This is a genomic window from Fluctibacter halophilus (assembly GCF_020687825.1).
GTDB lineage: Bacteria > Pseudomonadota > Gammaproteobacteria > Enterobacterales > Alteromonadaceae > Fluctibacter > Fluctibacter halophilus.
Genome location: NZ_JAJEWP010000001.1, coordinates 632,424 through 649,315 on the forward strand (window position 1 = coordinate 632,424; position 16,892 = coordinate 649,315).

The 16,892-nt window shown below is 53.8% G+C and carries 15 protein-coding genes; 10 read left to right on the forward strand and 5 right to left on the reverse strand.

The window, feature by feature from the left end; all coding sequences use genetic code 11:
* Positions 1 to 142: 142 nt before the first annotated feature.
* Together LJ739_RS02935 and yciH are read right to left on the reverse strand one after the other, a co-directional pair.
* Positions 143 to 943, reverse strand: a complete 801-nt coding sequence (locus LJ739_RS02935) for a response regulator (RefSeq protein WP_229157107.1) — start codon at positions 941 to 943, stop codon at positions 143 to 145.
* A gap of 27 nt (positions 944 to 970) precedes the next feature.
* On the reverse strand, positions 971 to 1,291 hold the full coding sequence (gene yciH, locus LJ739_RS02940; protein WP_229157108.1) for a stress response translation initiation inhibitor YciH: 321 nt from the start codon (positions 1,289 to 1,291) through the stop codon (positions 971 to 973).
* Between the two features lie 172 nt (positions 1,292 to 1,463).
* Between yciH and LJ739_RS02945 the strand changes: the two genes are divergently transcribed.
* From LJ739_RS02945 to LJ739_RS02970, 6 genes are read left to right on the forward strand one after another with little or no spacing between them, the layout of a single operon-like run.
* On the forward strand, positions 1,464 to 1,769 hold the full coding sequence (locus tag LJ739_RS02945) for an STAS domain-containing protein (protein ID WP_229157109.1): 306 nt from the start codon (positions 1,464 to 1,466) through the stop codon (positions 1,767 to 1,769).
* A gap of 12 nt (positions 1,770 to 1,781) precedes the next feature.
* Complete coding sequence (locus LJ739_RS02950) at positions 1,782 to 3,425, forward strand: ATP-binding SpoIIE family protein phosphatase (protein WP_229157110.1); 1,644 nt, start codon at positions 1,782 to 1,784, stop codon at positions 3,423 to 3,425.
* 46 nt (positions 3,426 to 3,471) lie between these two features.
* Positions 3,472 to 3,924 (forward strand): GNAT family N-acetyltransferase, encoded by a 453-nt coding sequence (locus LJ739_RS02955; protein ID WP_229157111.1) that lies wholly within the window; start codon positions 3,472 to 3,474, stop codon positions 3,922 to 3,924.
* Between the two features lie 57 nt (positions 3,925 to 3,981).
* Positions 3,982 to 4,983: a Fe(3+) ABC transporter substrate-binding protein gene (locus LJ739_RS02960; protein ID WP_229157112.1), complete on the forward strand. Its 1,002-nt coding sequence runs from the start codon at positions 3,982 to 3,984 to the stop codon at positions 4,981 to 4,983.
* A gap of 6 nt (positions 4,984 to 4,989) precedes the next feature.
* The gene (locus tag LJ739_RS02965; protein ID WP_229157113.1) at positions 4,990 to 6,645 is read left to right on the forward strand and encodes an ABC transporter permease; all 1,656 of its coding nucleotides are present in this window, start codon (positions 4,990 to 4,992) and stop codon (positions 6,643 to 6,645) included.
* Position 6,646: 1 nt separating this feature from the next.
* The gene (locus LJ739_RS02970; RefSeq protein ID WP_229157114.1) at positions 6,647 to 7,672 is read left to right on the forward strand and encodes an ABC transporter ATP-binding protein; all 1,026 of its coding nucleotides are present in this window, start codon (positions 6,647 to 6,649) and stop codon (positions 7,670 to 7,672) included.
* A 53-nt stretch (positions 7,673 to 7,725) separates the two neighbouring features.
* Here LJ739_RS02970 and LJ739_RS02975 read toward each other — a convergent pair whose 3' ends face one another.
* Positions 7,726 to 10,386, reverse strand: a complete 2,661-nt coding sequence (locus tag LJ739_RS02975) for a TonB-dependent receptor (protein ID WP_229157115.1) — start codon at positions 10,384 to 10,386, stop codon at positions 7,726 to 7,728.
* Between the two features lie 391 nt (positions 10,387 to 10,777).
* On the opposite strand from LJ739_RS02975, the gene LJ739_RS02980 reads away from it, so the two are divergent.
* The 4 genes from LJ739_RS02980 (at position 10,778) to LJ739_RS02995 (ending at position 14,483) form a co-directional block, all read left to right on the forward strand.
* On the forward strand, positions 10,778 to 11,992 hold the full coding sequence (locus LJ739_RS02980; protein WP_229157116.1) for an acyl-CoA dehydrogenase family protein: 1,215 nt from the start codon (positions 10,778 to 10,780) through the stop codon (positions 11,990 to 11,992).
* A gap of 45 nt (positions 11,993 to 12,037) precedes the next feature.
* On the forward strand, positions 12,038 to 13,012 hold the full coding sequence (locus LJ739_RS02985) for an NADPH:quinone oxidoreductase family protein (RefSeq protein WP_229159385.1): 975 nt from the start codon (positions 12,038 to 12,040) through the stop codon (positions 13,010 to 13,012).
* A gap of 81 nt (positions 13,013 to 13,093) precedes the next feature.
* Complete coding sequence (locus tag LJ739_RS02990) at positions 13,094 to 14,032, forward strand: hypothetical protein (protein WP_229157117.1); 939 nt, start codon at positions 13,094 to 13,096, stop codon at positions 14,030 to 14,032.
* 19 nt (positions 14,033 to 14,051) lie between these two features.
* Positions 14,052 to 14,483 carry a hypothetical protein gene (locus LJ739_RS02995; protein WP_229157118.1) on the forward strand — a complete coding sequence of 144 codons (432 nt, stop codon included), beginning with the start codon at positions 14,052 to 14,054 and terminating at the stop codon, positions 14,481 to 14,483.
* 126 nt (positions 14,484 to 14,609) lie between these two features.
* On the opposite strand, the gene LJ739_RS03000 is transcribed toward LJ739_RS02995, so the two are convergent.
* Positions 14,610 to 15,005: a DUF3718 domain-containing protein gene (locus tag LJ739_RS03000; RefSeq protein WP_229157119.1), complete on the reverse strand. Its 396-nt coding sequence runs from the start codon at positions 15,003 to 15,005 to the stop codon at positions 14,610 to 14,612.
* Between the two features lie 208 nt (positions 15,006 to 15,213).
* Positions 15,214 to 16,869, reverse strand: coding sequence for a long-chain-fatty-acid--CoA ligase (locus LJ739_RS03005; protein ID WP_229157120.1), 1,656 nt, complete (start codon positions 16,867 to 16,869; stop codon positions 15,214 to 15,216).
* Positions 16,870 to 16,892: the final 23 nt, after the last annotated feature.

The following is a 16,892-nucleotide window of genomic DNA, read 5'->3' on the forward strand; positions in this document are numbered from 1 at the left end:
GGTTTCTGCGATTCTTGTTCACGCACGCATTTACCTCCCGTCAGGGTGAGGTAAAAAAGCCAAAGAAGCGTGCGATATTCATGTTCATGCCTCGAATCTAGTCATTTGCACCGGAGGTGTCAACGCTTTTGTGCACTTCGGCTCATTCACCGAGTAACGCCGCCAGCATTTTTCGCACTTCGGACGCTTCAAACGGTTTGTCGCACAGGGCATTGACCCCGGTTTGCTGAATATTGGCCATGTGCAGGCTGTCGGTTGATTCAGACGTCACCATGATGATCGGAATGTGCGCCGTTTCAGGGTTAAAGCGGATGAATTCAGACAGTTCTCGGCCGTCCATTTCCGGCATGTTGTAATCGGTTACCACCAAATCGTAGGTGTTGTCTTTGATGAACGTCAGCGCCATGGCGCCGTTCTCCGCTTCCTGAATTTTTTTCAGTCCCATGCCTTCGAGCACCCGACGAATGTGGTTGCGCGCCAGACGACTGTCATCCACCAACAAGACACGCACATCCTGGATATCAAACAATTCGAGCTCCAGCTCTTCAGTATTGATCAGATCCAATGACGCCCGCAGGGCGCGGGAAAGGTGGACCGGCTTAAACGGCTTGGGCAGGATTGCTGCAACACCGGCTTGCTTGAACTCTTCCAGCTTTGATACGCGGTTTTCGCTCGACACCAACATAAAAGGAATACTGTCGGTTTCTTCCGATTCTTTCATCGTTTGCAGCAGATCCAGGCCGGTGCCGTCTTCGAAATACATGGCACTGACCACCAGATCAGAGGAATGGGAGCGCAGCGCACTTTTCGCTTCCGCAATGGTGGATACCGCATCGATTTCACCGACGTTTTCTTTGATCAACAACGATGAAATGATTTTACGTTGCGTGTCCGAGGGTTCTACCAACAATATGTTCAGTTCACTGAGGGCAATGTGTTCCATGTCGAGGACCTTTTTGTCAGATGTGAATTAGCCGCCTGCCAGTTTGACGGTGTAGCCGCGTTGTTCCAGCGCGTCTTTAATGACCTCGCGATGGTCACCTTGAATTTCGATGATATTTTGTTTCAATGCACCACCGGTCCCACAACGTTGCTTCAGGGCTTTGGCCAGTGCTTTTAATTCCTCGCCTTGCAGTGGAACGCCGGAAATGGTGGTGACACCTTTGCCTTTACGGCCTTTGGTTTCTCGACGAATACGAACGATACCGTCTGTTTCAGGCGCTTGCGCTTGCGGTGTTGTGGGCTTTATCCGCCCGCCATCGGTACTGAATACCAGGGGATTGTCAGACATAATACTTCTTTTGTTGTGTCCAAGAATGCTGATTGTAGACAAAAAAAATGCAGACATAAAAGCCTTTCAGCGGGATCTGCGCGTTGTCTGTTTCAGGCAAAAGTATAATTTGCGAAATTTACCCACTGTGCCACATTATAGAAGCGAACAAAGGCCGACGAGGAACGTATCAATGAGTTTGGAAACCCGCTACAACGATGACCAGTCGCACCTGACCATTTTCATGGATGAAAAATTCGATTTTGGTAAAGTGCAGGACTTTCGACAAAGCTACGGCGACTTGCCAGCTTCGGTGAAAACCATAACCGTTGACCTTGCCAATACCGAATACATGGACAGCTCGGCGCTCGGCATGTTACTCAATATGCAAAAGAGCCTGCAAGGGAAGGTCAGTAACTTTGCCATCAGCCATTGCCGTCCTCAAGTGGCAAAAATCCTCAAAATCTCCCGCTTCGATAAAAAATTCTCTATTTCCTGAGGTCGCGTCGCCGTGCGCATACTGATCGTTGACGATGAACCGCTGAACCGTTTCCTGCTGCTGCACATGTTGGAGGAAACCGGCTATACCGATTGTTACGAAGCTGAATCGGGGCGGGAAGCCATCCAGTTGGCGCAGCGTATTGACCCAGACCTCGTGCTGCTCGATGTTGTAATGCCCGACATCAGCGGTCTGGACGTGGCACCCCAATTAAAAGAATTGGCCGGTGATCTGTATCTGCCAATCATTTTTATCACCGCTTTGGACGATCAGGAAAGTCTGGCCCGTTGTCTGGAAGCCGGTGGTGATGATTTTGTGTCGAAACCCTTCGATAAAACCATACTCACCGCCAAGATACGCGCCCACGCCCGCACCCGGCAATTGAGTCGGAAAGCCACAGAGCAGAACCGTGAGCTGACGTATTTTCGCAATGGCGTGGAACGGGAACATGCCATTGTTGAGCACATATTTGCCAACGCGTTAAGCCTTGATCCGACGGTGACCCGTTTTATCGATTACCGACTGGCACCGGCCAGCAGCTTCAATGGCGATTTGTTGCTGGCCGAACCGAGTCCCAGTGGCGGACTCTACGTGCTGATGGGCGATTTTACCGGTCATGGTCTGGCATCGGCAATCGGCGCGTTGCCGGTGGCTAGAGCATTTCAGGCCATGGCGTCAAAAGGTGTGCCGGTCGGCGAAATGGCCAGTACCATTAACCACACGCTGCTGCCATTGCTGCCTGATGACATGTTTTTCGCCGCGGTGATCCTGGAAATCAATCAACAGGGTAACCAGATAACCCTGTGGAATGGCGGGATGCCGGATGTGCTGCTGATAGAACCAAGCGGTCGGGTAAAACGCCGGTTTGAGTCGCAGCATATGGCGTTGGGAATTTTGTCGGTCAGTGAGTTTGCCGATGATGTCAGTTTTTGTGAAGCGCAGACCGGTGACCGTTTGCTGGGCTATTCCGACGGTGTGGTCGAGTCGGTCAATCAGGCTGACAGGATGCTTGGTGAGGAAGCGCTGATTGGATGGTTGTCACGTCAGCCGGACCTGTCGGTACAAGCGCTATCTGAGCGACTGGAGTCTTTCCGTGGTGAAGCAGAGCAGCAGGATGACATCACCTTGTTGTCCATCCCGTTGGCCCCGATTGAGGGCCTGAGGCGCGAGCAACAATCGGCAGTTACGCCTTTTCAGGTCTCGGTGGTGCTTAACGCCCGCGAACTAAAATCGATCGATCCGATCCAGGACATTGTGCGCATGGTCGTTAGTCAACTGGGGATGGAACGGATTCGTTCAGATCTCTCCACAGTACTCAGCGAACTGTTTAACAATGCACTGGACCACGGTGTGTTAAAACTGTCGTCGGGGTTAAAGCAAACCACCGACGGTTTTTTTGCCTACTTTGAGCAGCGGATGCAACGGCTTGAGGAGCTGGTAGTCGGGCAGGTAACCATCGATGTCATTTTCAACCCAGACGCACGGGAGCTGCGACTGGTGGTGTTTGACAGCGGAGACGGGTTTGACTGGCAATCATTACATGCCCAATCCGACAGCCAGACCTTTGGTCGGGGGGTGCCACTGATCCGGGAAATCTGTCAATCCCTCGAATATTCCCACGGCGGTCGTTGTGCCACTGTGATCTTCAGGGTATAAACCGCACACACCTTTTATACATTTTCAAGACTGACGGGAAAAACCGATGCACATTCGCAAGGCTGTCTCAGCCGATCTTAACGCTCTTGTTCAATTCAATCAGGCCATGGCCCTGGAAACGGAAAATAAGCAGCTTGATAATGCCTGCCTGACCGCGGGCGTCAGGGCGGTGTTGGACAGTCAGGATAAAGGTTTCTATTTGGTCGCTGAAGTGGCGGGGGAGATCGTTGGCAGTCTGATGGTAACGTTCGAATGGAGTGATTGGCGCAATGGCACATTCTGGTGGGTGCAGAGTGTCTACATCGTGCCAGAACATCGCCGCAAGGGCATCTACTCAGCGCTTTATCGTGAAGTGCAGACCCTGTCAGAGGATCAACCAAACGTCTGTGGCTACCGCCTGTACGTTGAAAAGGACAATCTCACCGCACAGCGCACCTATCAGGCACTGGGGATGGAAGAGACCCATTATTTGATGTTTGAAGCGTCGAAAAGCAATTGAGAACGATTTGCGTTTGAAGTAAGCTCTGCGCCTGACGATTGAATCGATGGAGTAATCATGAAATACGCGCTGTTGCTGTTGATGTTAGTCACTCATTCCGTGCTGGCACAAGAGGTCAATGTCTATTCAGCCCGCAAAGAAGCATTGATAAAACCGCTGTTGGACGAGTTTTCCGCCCAGACCGGCATTAAGGTCAATCTTGTCACCGGTAAAGCGGATGCGTTGTTGAGCCGTATTCAGAATGAAGGGGAGTTCAGCCCCGCTGATTTGCTGCTGACCACCGATGTTGGCCGTCTGGTGCGCGCCAAAGCGCTGGGCTTGACCCAGGCCACAGATATCCCCGAAGTGGCAGCGGTTGTACCCGCCAATCTGCGCGATGAACAAGGCCACTGGGTGAGCCTGACATTGCGCGCCCGGCCAATCATGTATGCTGCAGATCGGGTTGATCCGGCAGCATTGTCGCGCATGGAAGATTTGGCCAAGCCTGAATGGAAAGGACGGGTCTGTGTGCGTTCATCCAACAATATCTACAATCAATCACTGGTGGCGGCAATGCTAAGCCAGGTGGGTGAACAGCAGACGTTGCAGTGGGCCAAAGGGCTGGTGAGTAATTTTGCCCGTGACCCCAAAGGCGGCGATCGGGACCAAATTAAGGCGGTTGCTGCAGGGCAGTGTGATGTGGCAATTGCCAATACCTATTACCTCGCCGGTATGCTGACGAGTAGCGACAGTACTGCCCGTGAACTGGCCCAGCAGGTCAAGGTCCTGTGGCCAAACCAACAGGATCGTGGTGCACACATTAACGTGTCGGGTGCCACGGTGCTGAAACACGCACCCAATGCAGCGCTGGCCCATCAACTGCTGGCCTTTATGCTGACCGAAAACAGTCAGGCCTGGTATGCCACCGCCAATCACGAATACCCGGTGCGCGAGGGCGTCGAGTGGAGTGATGTACTGCAGTCTTTTGGCACCTTCAAAGGCGAAGAGATTGCCTTGCCAGAGGTAGGAGAGCGCAACGCTCAGGCGGTTACCTTGATGGACAAGGCCGGTTGGAGATAAGCCCCGTTGTCTAGCACGCCTTCGCGTGCCCTTGTTAGGTTAAATCCATGGCGGCTGCTGCTGCAGCTGCTGTGCGTCGTACTGTGCCTGCCGTTTGTGACATTGCTGCTCAGTTGGGCAGTTCCTCAATGGTCGCTTTGGCAACACCTCAGTGAACATGTGTTGTGGGACTACATCAGTACCACACTGTTGCTGGGCTTTGGGGTAGGGATCGGTAGCCTCACGTTGGGTGGTGCGGCTGCCTGGTGTATTGCCCGCTACCGGTTTGTTGGCCACGGCGTGTTGTCGTGGTTATTGCTGTTACCGCTGGCCATGCCAGCGTACATTATTGCCTATACCTATACAGGCATGTTGGATGTCGCAGGGCCTGTGCAAGCGGCATTGCGAAATCTTACCGGTTGGCAGCTGGGCGGTTATTGGTTCCCGGATATACGTTCTCTCAGCGGTGCAGTCATCATGCTGTCACTGGTGCTGTATCCCTATGTTTACCTGCTGGCCCGCAACGCGTTTGCCGATCAGGCCGCCTCCCTTGCTGAGGTAAGCCGCAGTCTGGGTTTATCCCAGTGGCAGACCTTCTGGCGGGTAACCGTCCCTCTGGCCCGACCGGCGTTGCTGGCGGGTACAGCGCTGGCCATGATGGAAGCCTTTGCTGACTACGGCACTGTTCAATACTTTGGCCTCAACACCTTTACTACCGGTATTTTTCGCACCTGGTTTGGGATGGGCAATACCTGGGGGGCAGCGCAACTGTCGTCGCTGCTCGGTGTGTTCGTGTTATTGCTGCTGCTGTGGGAGCGTCATTCCCGACGTCACCTGACCGTCTATCAGAGTCGCGCCACCGGGCGCAAAGTGGCACCGCTGGTATTGTCGGGCTGGCGAGGGGTTGGGGTTGCCTGTCTGTGTGCATTGTTACCCGCAGTTGGCTTTCTGATCCCCGCCGTACAACTGGCCAGTTGGGTGTGGCAGTCCCATCAACAATGGCAATGGCAGGACTTTACAACGCTGGCGTTGAACAGCGTCATGCTGGCCCTGGCCAGTGCGATGCTGATTGTCACTCTGGCGCTGGCATTGGCCTACGGACGGCGACTGTTCGCGACCAAGGTGTATCGGGCGCAACTGCAACTGACCGTGTTAGGGTATGCGTTGCCCGGCACCGTGTTGGCCGTTGGCGCCTTGTTGCCATTGGGCATGGCGGATCGGGGCATCAATCACATCTGGCGTTATGTCACCGGCGATACTGTGGGCTTGGTATTATCCGGTACGCTGTTTGCGCTGATATTGGTGTATACCGTGCGTTTTATTACCGTGGCGTTCCACAATGTTGACACCGGCTTAAATCGTATCACGCCGGACATGGACAGAGCGGCCCGTTCCCTCGGTCATGGTCCGTTGTCGGTGCTGCGCAGGATCCACTTACCGTTGTTGCGCAACAGTGTATTGGCCGCCTTACTGTTGGTGTTTGTGGATGTACTCAAAGAGCTGCCTGCCACCCTGATCCTGCGCCCGTTTAATTTTAATACCCTGGCGGTGAAGGCCTATGAACTGGCCTCTGATGAGCGTCTGACCCAGGCTGCACTGCCGGCTTTGACGATCGTATTAGTGGGATTAGTTCCTGTCGTACTGTTAACCCGGGCAATGAAGCCATCCAAGGAGAATCGTTGATATGCTGGAGCTGGAGCAGGTCTGCCTGGCCTACAATAACAACACGGTGGTAGAGGACGTCAGTTTTACACTGCCCAGAGGCAGCATCGGCTGTTTGCTGGGGTCATCAGGCAGCGGTAAATCCACCTTGCTGCGCGGTATTGCTGGCTTTGAATCCTTAACCTCTGGCCGAATAGTCCTCAATCAGCGGGTAGTGAGTCACGGTACAACCCACATTGCGCCGGAGCATCGCCGGGTAGCAATGGTGTTTCAGGACTTTGCCTTGTTTCCCCATCTGACCTGCCTGCAGAATGTAACGTTTGGATTGCAGGCAATGGCTGAGCAAGAGCGCATTGCCATTGCCCAACGTCAACTGGCAATGGTGGGCTTGCAAGCCTATGCAGAAGCTTATCCTCACGCCCTTTCCGGCGGACAACAGCAACGGGTCGCACTGGCCCGTGCACTGGCCACATCACCGGATGTGCTGCTGCTGGATGAGCCTTTTTCCAGCCTGGATGCCGGGTTAAGGGACTCGCTGGCGCGAGAGGTCAGGCAGCTGATCAAAGACGCCGGTATTACGGCGTTGCTGGTTACCCATGATCAACAGGAAGCGTTTGCCTTTGCTGATCACATCGGTGTCATGCATCAGGGACAATTGCAGCAGTGGGCCACAGCTTATGAGTTGTACCACCGACCCGCCACGGCGTTTGTGGCTAACTTTGTCGGTCAGGGCGTGTTTATCCCGGGCAGTGCCCAGGGTGGTTCGGTCAATACGGTGCTGGGCACATTCCGACTGGCCCATCCTCATGAAGAGCAAGGCCCTGTGCGGGTTTTGATCCGTCCTGATGATATCGTACATGATGACCACAGCCCTTATCAGGCGAGGGTCGTGCGGCGAGCCTTTCGTGGTGCCCATATCCAATATGAACTGGCACTGGATGATCAGACCCGGGTGTTGTGTCTGGCGCCCAGCCACCATGATCACCCGGTGGATGCCCGGTTTGGGATCCGGGTGGACCTGGAACATGTGGTGGTGTTCAAGCCGTAATTCAGCGCAAAAAAAAGCCAGTCTAGAGACTGGCTTTTTTACGTTAGCAGGGTTTAAAAGCGCTTTTTCACCGTAATGCCGAAGGTTGCAGGCTCGGCAACATAGGCGTTCATCTTGCCCTCCTGGATGGGGGTATTGAAGTTGGTACGGTTGATGTAGTCCTCATCCGTGACATTGCGACCCCACAGGATCACGTCGGTGTCATAATCCGAGAAGTTCATGTAGAAGCGCAGGTTAAGCACGTTATAGGAGTCCTGAACCGCGTAAGGATCATTACTGCCATCCAGTATGACTTCACCGGTGTGACTGTATTCCGCCAACACGTACGCGTAAATGTCGTCGCTCAGCTCGAAATGCTGTTTAACACTCAGTACGGCGTAGTTCTTCGGCTCACCGCCGGGGCGATCACCGGAGCGGTTACAGTAAGGGTTAGGATTGGCCGGATCGGTGCTTTCCTGACCAGGATCCACGATCCCGGTGTGCCATGTGTAGGCAACCCAGCAGTTGCCTCGCTCGAAACGCTTATACTCTGCATCTACCAGGGCATAGCTCAACTTCACTTCAAGGTTGTCGGTGGGTAACCACACGGTTTCCAGTTCGAAACCATTGATCTCATAGTCACCGGCGTTTTGCAGGTTGAAACCGTTACCGGTAAAGGTATTGGCCTGGAAGTCATCAACCGTGGTGTGATGGGCGGCAAAGTTGACCCGCACGTCTTGTTCCGGGAAGTCTTTCTTCAGACCCAGTTCATAGGAGGTTGAGGTTTCAGCATCGAAAATGGGTTCAAACCCGTTTGCGATACGGTCGGTATTGGTACCACCGGATTTATAGCCTGTGCCGACGGAGGCGTACCATAAGGTGTTGTTGTCCGGTTGGTAGCTGAGTTTCAACGTGCCGGTGATTTGATCATCCGGCAGTGTTGCGTTGATATCCGGGCGAGTGGCGGTGGTGGCACCCAGCGCCTGGAATCCCCAGCCCGGCGTTTGGAAGGGCACCAGCGCCTGCAAGGCTTGCTGACCTTCCGGCGTCATGATGTCTATCTGACCCAGCGCGATACCTTGCAGAACAGCGCCTGCCACACCTGCGCCATAGATCAGGGTACCGGGGACAATGCTTTCAGGCACCGTCGGGTCGCCGATACTGTTGAAGAAGGTCGGGAAGGGTGTGCCGCCAGGCAGGTTTTCTTCAAATACCGTGCTCAGCTCTTTGTCTTCATCGGTGTAACGCAATCCCGCCGTGAGTGTCCATTGATCATTGAGCTGATAGTCAAACTGGCCAAAAATGGCGTAGCTCTTATGTTCCTGTTCGGCGCGATGATCGAAACCCGTGCCGGCCGGTGCTGCATCGGCAACCGGTGCAATCAGGCCACCGGTAGCAGCACTGAGGCCGTTGATTCCATTGAACAAATCATCCAATGCGCCCTGGAAGTTGGCAAGGTAGAATTCGTTGAAATAGGTGTCGGTGAACAGGCTGTAGTCCAGATCCAGATCCTGGGTGAAATAGTAGGCACCGATGATGGCATTCAGGTTTTCACTGGTGTAGTCGATGCGCAGTTCCTGGGAAAAGGATTCCTGCGAGGCATCATTGGTGGTTCCGAACAGCTCCGCCTGGGTGAAGTCACTGTCGATGGTGTCGTAGGAATCGAACTTACGCAGCGCTGAAATCGATACCAGGGTGTAGTTGTCATTGATGTCATAGGTCAGCTCAGCCGACAGACCGCGATCCTTCATGCGTGATTCAGGCAGAAACGATACCGCAGTCACCCGGTCGAAGAAGTCATCACCACCGTTCAATACCGTGGCGTTAAAGGGAGGGCCTGCCAGGAACGCATCGGACCCAAATTTTCCAGGGATTTCACGGGCCATGAAGTTACTGACCTGCACCGGTGCACCGCAACAGATTTCATCGATTTCGGCATAGTCGGCAATCACACGTAGCGTGAGATCGTCGTTGGGCGTATACAACGCCTGCAGGCGGGCGCCCCAACGGTCACGATCGTTGATCACATCATCGCCGAAAGTTACATCGCTGATGATGCCGTCGCGCTGACTGCTAAACGCGGTTACCCGAAAGGCCAGTACATCTTCAATCGCTGAAAAAGACGTGGCGCCGGATAAATTCAACAGGCCATAGTTGCCAACCGTTGCTTCAACGAAACTGTCGTCGCCGTCATGGCTGGGTTTTACGGTACGTATCAGTACCGCACCGGATGGCGTATTTTTGCCGAACAATGTGCCTTGCGGGCCGCGCAGTACTTCAACGGCTTCGACATCGACCAGATTGTTGATCATTGAGTTCTGGCGTGCACGATACACCCCGTCAACGTACAGACCGACAGAAGATTCCAGACCAAAGTTCTGTGATGACGTGCCGACGCCGCGAATTGAGAAACTGGAATTGGTAGCGCTCTGGCTCTGGAACGCACCGAGGCCGGGCACATTGGTCTGCAAATCGTAGATATCTTTAATTACCGACTCGCTCATTTCATCACCGGTAAACGCGGTGACTGCAACCGGCACTTCCTGCAGGTTTTGGGCGCGCTTCTGGGCGGTGATTACGATGGTTTCAAGGCCTTCTTTGGCAGGTTTGCTGTCGGGGGCTTGCGCGTCATCGGCTTGTTGGGCCAACCCTTGGGGTACCGCTGCGGCAAAGCTCAGCGCGATGGTCGCCGCCAGCAGGGAAGGGCGTAGGGTACGGGGACTCGACTTGATCATGGCGTGTTCTCTTATTGTTATCCTGTTGGGTCATTCTGTGCGACAGTTATGACCGGCATGTGTCAGTACGTGATTGTTTTTCTGATGTATTTTTAACTCATCGTACCAATAGAAACCTAAAGGGTTTGGGGCTAAAAGTAAATTCAATGTTAATGGCCTGTTAATCTGCGAGTGGCTTCATCACTACGGCTGGTAGTTTCCTAACATATTGAAAAATAATGATAAATGTCGGTTGATGAGGGTGAGTGGTATAGCCATTTTTAATACTAATGAAAATCTATTATTACAATTAATTCCACTTATAGTTGTGGAATGTCTAAGATGCTTCCATGCTGTTTGATACGGTTTTACCGGACGACACCGGCTCGGTTTGTCCACCCTGGAGAACGCCATGGATTTTGAATACAGTGCCGCAACACAACAACGGCTCGAAGCCCTGAAAGGCTTTATGCAAGCCCACATTTACCCTAACGAACAAACCTACCACCAGGCGTTACAGGACAGTAGCGATCCCTGGCAAACCCCAACGCTGATGGAAACCCTCAAACAGGCGGCGCGGGATGCGGGATTGTGGAATCTGTTCCTTCCCGAGGAATACAAGCCTTACGGCGCCGGGTTAACCAACCTGGAATATGCCCCATTGTGCGAAGAAATGGGACGGGTGTTGTGGAGCAGCGAAGTGTTTAATTGCAGTGCGCCGGACACTGGGAATATGGAAGTGCTGGCGCGCTATGGTTCAGAGCAGCACAAACAGCAGTGGCTGGAACCGCTGCTAAACGGTCAAATCCGCTCAGCATTCGCGATGACAGAGCCCGCCGTTGCTTCCAGTGATGCAACCAACATTGAAACGCGCATTGAACGGGACGGTGAACACTATGTGATCAATGGTCGTAAGTGGTACACCAGCGGTGCCATGAACCGCAACTGCAGGATCATGATTGTGATGGGCAAAACTGACCCTTCGGCGCCGCGCCATCGTCAGCAATCGCAGATTCTGGTGCCGATGGATACGCCCGGCGTTACCGTTGTCAGGCCAATGGAGGCAATGGGCTTTTTGGACAAGCCTGTGGGCCACGCGGAGGTCCTGTTTGAAAATGTGCGCGTGCCGGTCAGCAATTTGCTGGTGGGCGAGGGTGAAGGCTTTGCCATCGCGCAAGGGCGCCTCGGACCCGGTCGCATTCACCATTGCATGCGTTTGATCGGCTGTGCGCAGCGGGCCCTTGAAATGGCCTGTGATCGTGCCAACGAACGGGTTGCCTTCGGCGTGCCGTTGGCCAAGCAACAATCGGTACGCGAGTCGATAGCCCGCATGTATTGCGACATCGAACAGGCCCGTTTGCTGACCCTCAAAGCGGCGGACAAAATGGACAAACACGGCAACAAAGTTGCCCGGGATATCATTGCCGCGATTAAAATCGTGGCGCCACAAATGGCCTGCAATGTGATTGATCAGGCGATTCAAATTCACGGTGCCGCCGGCACCAGCCAGGACACGGTGTTGTCTGCGACCTATGCCTACGCCAGAACCATCCGCCTGGCCGATGGTCCTGATCAGGTGCACATGATGCAACTGGGGCGGAACCTTATGGCGGATCGTCTGGGCTGAACCAATGACGGGTAAGATTAAACCTATGATGACAGGAGAACAATGATGCGAGCAGTGGTATGTCATGAATTTGCCCCGGTAGAGAATCTTCGGGTCGAAGAGGTGCCGGATCCGGTCGCCGGCAAAGGACAGGTTGTGGTGGACATTGCCGCCAGCGGGGTCAACTTCCCTGACGGGTTGTTGGTGCAGGGCTTGTATCAGATGAAACCGGACTTCCCGTTTATTCCAGGCGGCGAAGTCAGTGGCGTGATTTCGTCCGTGGGCGAGGGCGTTACCCATGTTCAGGTGGGGCAGCGGGTTATCGCACTGTGCATGTTGGGCGGCTACGCCGAAAAGGTCAGTGTGCCAGCGACCCATGTGCTGCCGCTACCGGATGCCATCAGTGATGAGGAGGCGGCAGCGTTGGTTACCGCCCATGCAACTGCCCACCATGCGCTTAAACAGCGGGCGCAGATCCAACCGGGCGAAACCCTGTTGGTGACCGGTGCAGCCGGCGGGACCGGGTTAGCCGCTGTGCAGATTGGTAAAGCCATGGGCGCCACGGTAATTGCGGTGTGTTCAACCGACGAGAAGCTGGCCCTTGCCAAGCAAAACGGCGCAGACATTCTGATCAATTACACCGACCAGGATCTGAAAACGGCGATAAAAGAGGCGACCAAGGGTAAGGGCGTGGACGTGGTGTATGAATGTGTTGGGGGCGATACATTCCATGCCTGTTCACGCAGTATGGCCTGGAATGGACGCCTGCTGGTGGTAGGATTTGCCGGCGGAGAAATTCCGGAATTCCCGGTTAACCTGGCGCTGGTAAAAGGCTATTCGGTGGTAGGGGTATTCTGGGGCTCATTTACCCAACATCAGCCACAGGATTTTGCGGCTAACATGCAGGAACTGCTTGGTTGGTATCTGCAGGGCAAGGTCAAGGTGGTGGTGGATGAGGCATTGCCGCTGGAACAGTCGACCCAGGCTCTGAACAAAGTCATGCAGCGACAGGTGCGGGGCAAAATGGTGTTGCGCCCATAATTGTGTTGAATCGGGCCAGTGTTACACGTAAACTGGCTCGTCATTTTTTAACCAGTTTTCGGGTGGGGCGTGGTCGCAAGATTGTTTAAACATCGCTGTGTCGGTATAGCTGCTGCCCTGCTATCTCTGAGTGTTTCTGCTCAACCTGCCAACGGCCCTGAGCCGGCGGAATTGTTTCTCGACGCTGAAGCCTTCGTGCAAGCCCAGTTATACCCGGCAATGATCCAGGTTTGGGGCGGTGATCGCCGCGCCTGGAATCAACTCCTGCATGTACATGCCTGCGGTGTCGAATCTCCCCAAGAACGTCTGGCTCTGTCCTATGAAGCGGGTCGGGGGCAATTTGAACGTGCGATTCGGGATATGGCGGCAGAACTGCAAATGTTTGACGGCGAACAGGCGCAGGCGGCGCTGAGTGACGTTGCTCAGTTGGCCTATCGGCTGTTCAGTGCCAGTTACGCCCACGGATATGCCAGACAAGTCAAGCTGCTGAACGACCTGGATGACGGTATCCAGGAAGAATTGTGTGGTGACAAAGTCACCCATGCCAGCGAGCAATGGGTGTTGTACAGTGACGCCATTGAATGGCAAACCGTGTCAACACCAACGCCTGAGCCCCTGCAACGGGTGAACATCCACGCACTGTTAGGCGCCCAGGCGTTTGAACAGTTGATGAGTGAGCAACAGGCACGCTTTGATGCGCTGGTTTATAGTCATGCTTATCAAAATACCGAAGCCTATGATTCACTGTTTTTCAGCGTCAATGGATTCGACAATGTGGTGCGCTACCAGCAGCAGCTTGACCGTCTACGAGGGCAAAGCTCTGTTGCGGACGAACCTCCGCCACACACAGATTTCGCCTACCTGCTACTTACCTCTGGCTATCATTGGGGAACGTTGTCAGTCCTCGCCATGCTGGAAGAAGAGTATCCACGCCTGAGTGAAAAAGCCCGGCTTGCGGCCTCTGAGCTGGTATCGCAAGTCACTGCCAGTCTGCCCAAGCAAGACGATCAGTCTGGTTAAGGCCAGCGTGCCATAAACCTTGAAAAGTCGCGCCCCGGGATACACGCCAATCTACATCACTGCGTTGCTGTGTGTGTTGTCGATGGGATGTTATCTGTTCTACATGCTTTATCGATTGTCAGTACTGACAAATCGTCACACCGAGCATCGCATATCAATCCCGTTTATGTTGACTGTCACGACCTTGTTCGGCTTGTCATTGGCCTCACTGTGCTGGGCCGTCGTTGTATATCCTGACTTATCGGCTTTGCAGGCGCATTTACCCTTACATGTCGTATCGTCTTTTCTCGACATGCTGTGGATTTTGCGGGTGCGTAAAGGCTTGCAAAGCCTATGGCAAAATCAGCGGGGTGACGATGGGGGGCTGAGTCCGGTGCTATCCTCTATGTTTCATGTGGTGTATTTCCAACACAAAATTAATCAACGCCCGTTGGCATTGGATGAACAGTGACCGGAGAGGAGATCCGTTGGTGACTTATTTGCTATTCGCTGGGGCGGGGTTGAAGGTTGCCAACAACGGCCTCAGATGAGGCCGAGTTGGCGGGCGTGGGCCGACTTACCCACAACCATGTTGAAACTAGATGCGATCAGCCAGTTCTTTGGCGATCGGCGAGTCCGACAAACCATTTTCAGCAGCCCAGGCTTGCAACGTTTTACCGTCATGCTCGGGTGATGACAGGTCACCACGTGGCATTTTCTTGACCATTAATGTCCCGGTTTCCACGGCGTTGTTCAGCATGGCGGTACGGATCAGGCTCTGGCCGCCACAAGTGATACCGGTGTAATAATCACGCAGCTTAAGGCGATAGTCCGATTGAACCTTACGCATTTTCTTCCGCAGTTGCCCTTTGTCATCGGTTTTCACGATGGTGCAGATGTTCTGCAATGCCGAATTAATGTCGGCATGGGCTGCGGGTGTGATCAGAAACGCAGTGGTTGCAATGGCGATTGAGGATTTAACAATTTTCAACATGGTTAGCTCCTTTGCTTGAGAACGATTAATTACTGTACGAATTATTAAAGCGTACAAAATTCAAGCGATAAAGCGCTCTCCTGATACATACGTATACAGAATAATACCATAATGGCCTTATTTTATTGGGGTTTGTGGTGTGGGGCAGGTTTTTTGGGGAGGTGGCTCCTCCCCGAATTGGATGCGTTTATTGATAGAGTAATAGCTATTAATGGTTTTGAGATTCTGGGAATGCGTAATCTTCAAACTGTTTACGCAGTGCCAGTTTGTTGAGTTTGCCGGTTGCGGTATGGGGTAAGCTGTCGACAAACACCACGTCATCGGGCACTGACCATTTGTGCAGGTGTTCGGCAAGGAAAGCACGCAAGGTCTGCGCGTCGATATCCGTGTTCGGTTGTTTCACGGCAATCAATAGGGGCCGCTCGGTCCACTTGGGGTGATAGCGCCCGATTGCTGCAGCCTCGGCAATTTCAGGGTGATTGGTGGCGGCGTTTTCGATTTCAATCGAACTGACCCATTCTCCGCCGGTTTTGATCACATCCTTGGTACGATCGGTGATGCGCATGTAGCCCTGTGGATCAATGGTGGCCACATCGCCGGTATTCAGCCAGCCATCTTCATCCACCGGACAGTCAGCGTCACCGGGGGTTTGTGACAGGCCATAGTAACCACTGGCGATCCAGGGGCCTCGCACTTTCAGGGCGCCAAAGGCTTCACCGTCCCAGGGCAATTCCTGATTGTTGTCATCCACGATTTTGATTTCAACGCCGAACACGGTACGTCCCTGGGATGCCTGGATGTCAGTCAGCGCGTCGCCTTGCAAGTCCTCCATGCCGGCTTTGAGACTGACCAAGGTGCCCAAGGGGCTCATTTCGGTCATGCCCCAGCCCTGTTTGACCCAGGTACCGTGATCGTTGCGGAATCGTTCGATGATACTGCGCGGACAGGCAGCGCCGCCGACGGTGACGGTTTTCAGGCTGGGAATGGTCTTATTGCTATTCTGCAAGTAATCCAGCAGCGCCAACCAGATGGTGGGTACGCCAGAGCTGTAGGTCACACCTTCGGTTTCAATCAAATCGTGCAGGGTTTCACCGTCCGCCATTTTGGGACCCGGCATAACCAACTTGGCACCGACCATCACCGAACCATAGGGTATACCCCAGGCGTTGACATGAAACATGGGGACCACCGGCATGCAGACATCCCTTGTGGAGGCATTGGTGTGATCGGGCAGGGAGCCGGACAATGCGTGCAGCAAGGTGGAGCGGTGGCTGTACACAACGCCTTTCGGATTACCGGTGGTGCCCGAGGTGTAGCACATACCACAGGCAGTGTTTTCGTCAAATTCCGGCCAGGTGTAATTGTCGTCCTGTTCGGCCAGCAGGGTTTCATAACAATGCACGTTGGGCAGAGACGTCTGCGGCATGTTGGCCTCATCGGTCAGCACAATGATCCCTTCAACATTCTGTAACTGGGACTGCAACGCTTCCAGCAGTGGCACCACCAGAACGTCAACAAACAAAAACCGATCCTGCGCATGATTGATGATGTACGCCACCTGTTCGGGAAACAGCTTCGGATTGATCATGTGGCACACACGGCCACTGCCGGAAACGCCGTAGTACAATTCCAGGTGGCGATAATCATTCCACGCCAGGGTTGCAATTCTGTCACCAAACTCTGCGCCCAGTTGGTCGAGCAGGTTGGCCAGCTTTCTGGCCCGCGCGGCGAAGTCGCGATAGGTGTAGCGATGGCGCGGATTGTCAGCGGTAACCGAGACAATGGTCTGGTCTGGATAGTTCTTTTCGGCATGGATCAGGATCGAAGAAATCATCAACTGCCGGTTCATCATCATTGCTTGCATAGGAAAGCCCTTTGTTTTTGGCG

Bases quoted from the DNA above. Each gene is read 5' to 3' on its own strand.
- LJ739_RS02935 (WP_229157107.1), bottom strand. From the start codon at position 943: ATGGAACACATTGCCCTCAGTGAACTGAACATATTGTTGGTAGAACCC.
- yciH (WP_229157108.1), bottom strand. From the start codon at position 1,291: ATGTCTGACAATCCCCTGGTATTCAGTACCGATGGCGGGCGGATAAAG.
- LJ739_RS02945 (WP_229157109.1), top strand. From the start codon at position 1,464: ATGAGTTTGGAAACCCGCTACAACGATGACCAGTCGCACCTGACCATT.
- LJ739_RS02955 (WP_229157111.1), top strand. From the start codon at position 3,472: ATGCACATTCGCAAGGCTGTCTCAGCCGATCTTAACGCTCTTGTTCAA.
- LJ739_RS02960 (WP_229157112.1), top strand. From the start codon at position 3,982: ATGAAATACGCGCTGTTGCTGTTGATGTTAGTCACTCATTCCGTGCTG.
- LJ739_RS02970 (WP_229157114.1), top strand. From the start codon at position 6,647: ATGCTGGAGCTGGAGCAGGTCTGCCTGGCCTACAATAACAACACGGTG.
- LJ739_RS02975 (WP_229157115.1), bottom strand. From the start codon at position 10,386: ATGATCAAGTCGAGTCCCCGTACCCTACGCCCTTCCCTGCTGGCGGCG.
- LJ739_RS02980 (WP_229157116.1), top strand. From the start codon at position 10,778: ATGGATTTTGAATACAGTGCCGCAACACAACAACGGCTCGAAGCCCTG.
- LJ739_RS02985 (WP_229159385.1), top strand. From the start codon at position 12,038: ATGCGAGCAGTGGTATGTCATGAATTTGCCCCGGTAGAGAATCTTCGG.
- LJ739_RS03000 (WP_229157119.1), bottom strand. From the start codon at position 15,005: ATGTTGAAAATTGTTAAATCCTCAATCGCCATTGCAACCACTGCGTTT.
- LJ739_RS03005 (WP_229157120.1), bottom strand. From the start codon at position 16,869: ATGCAAGCAATGATGATGAACCGGCAGTTGATGATTTCTTCGATCCTG.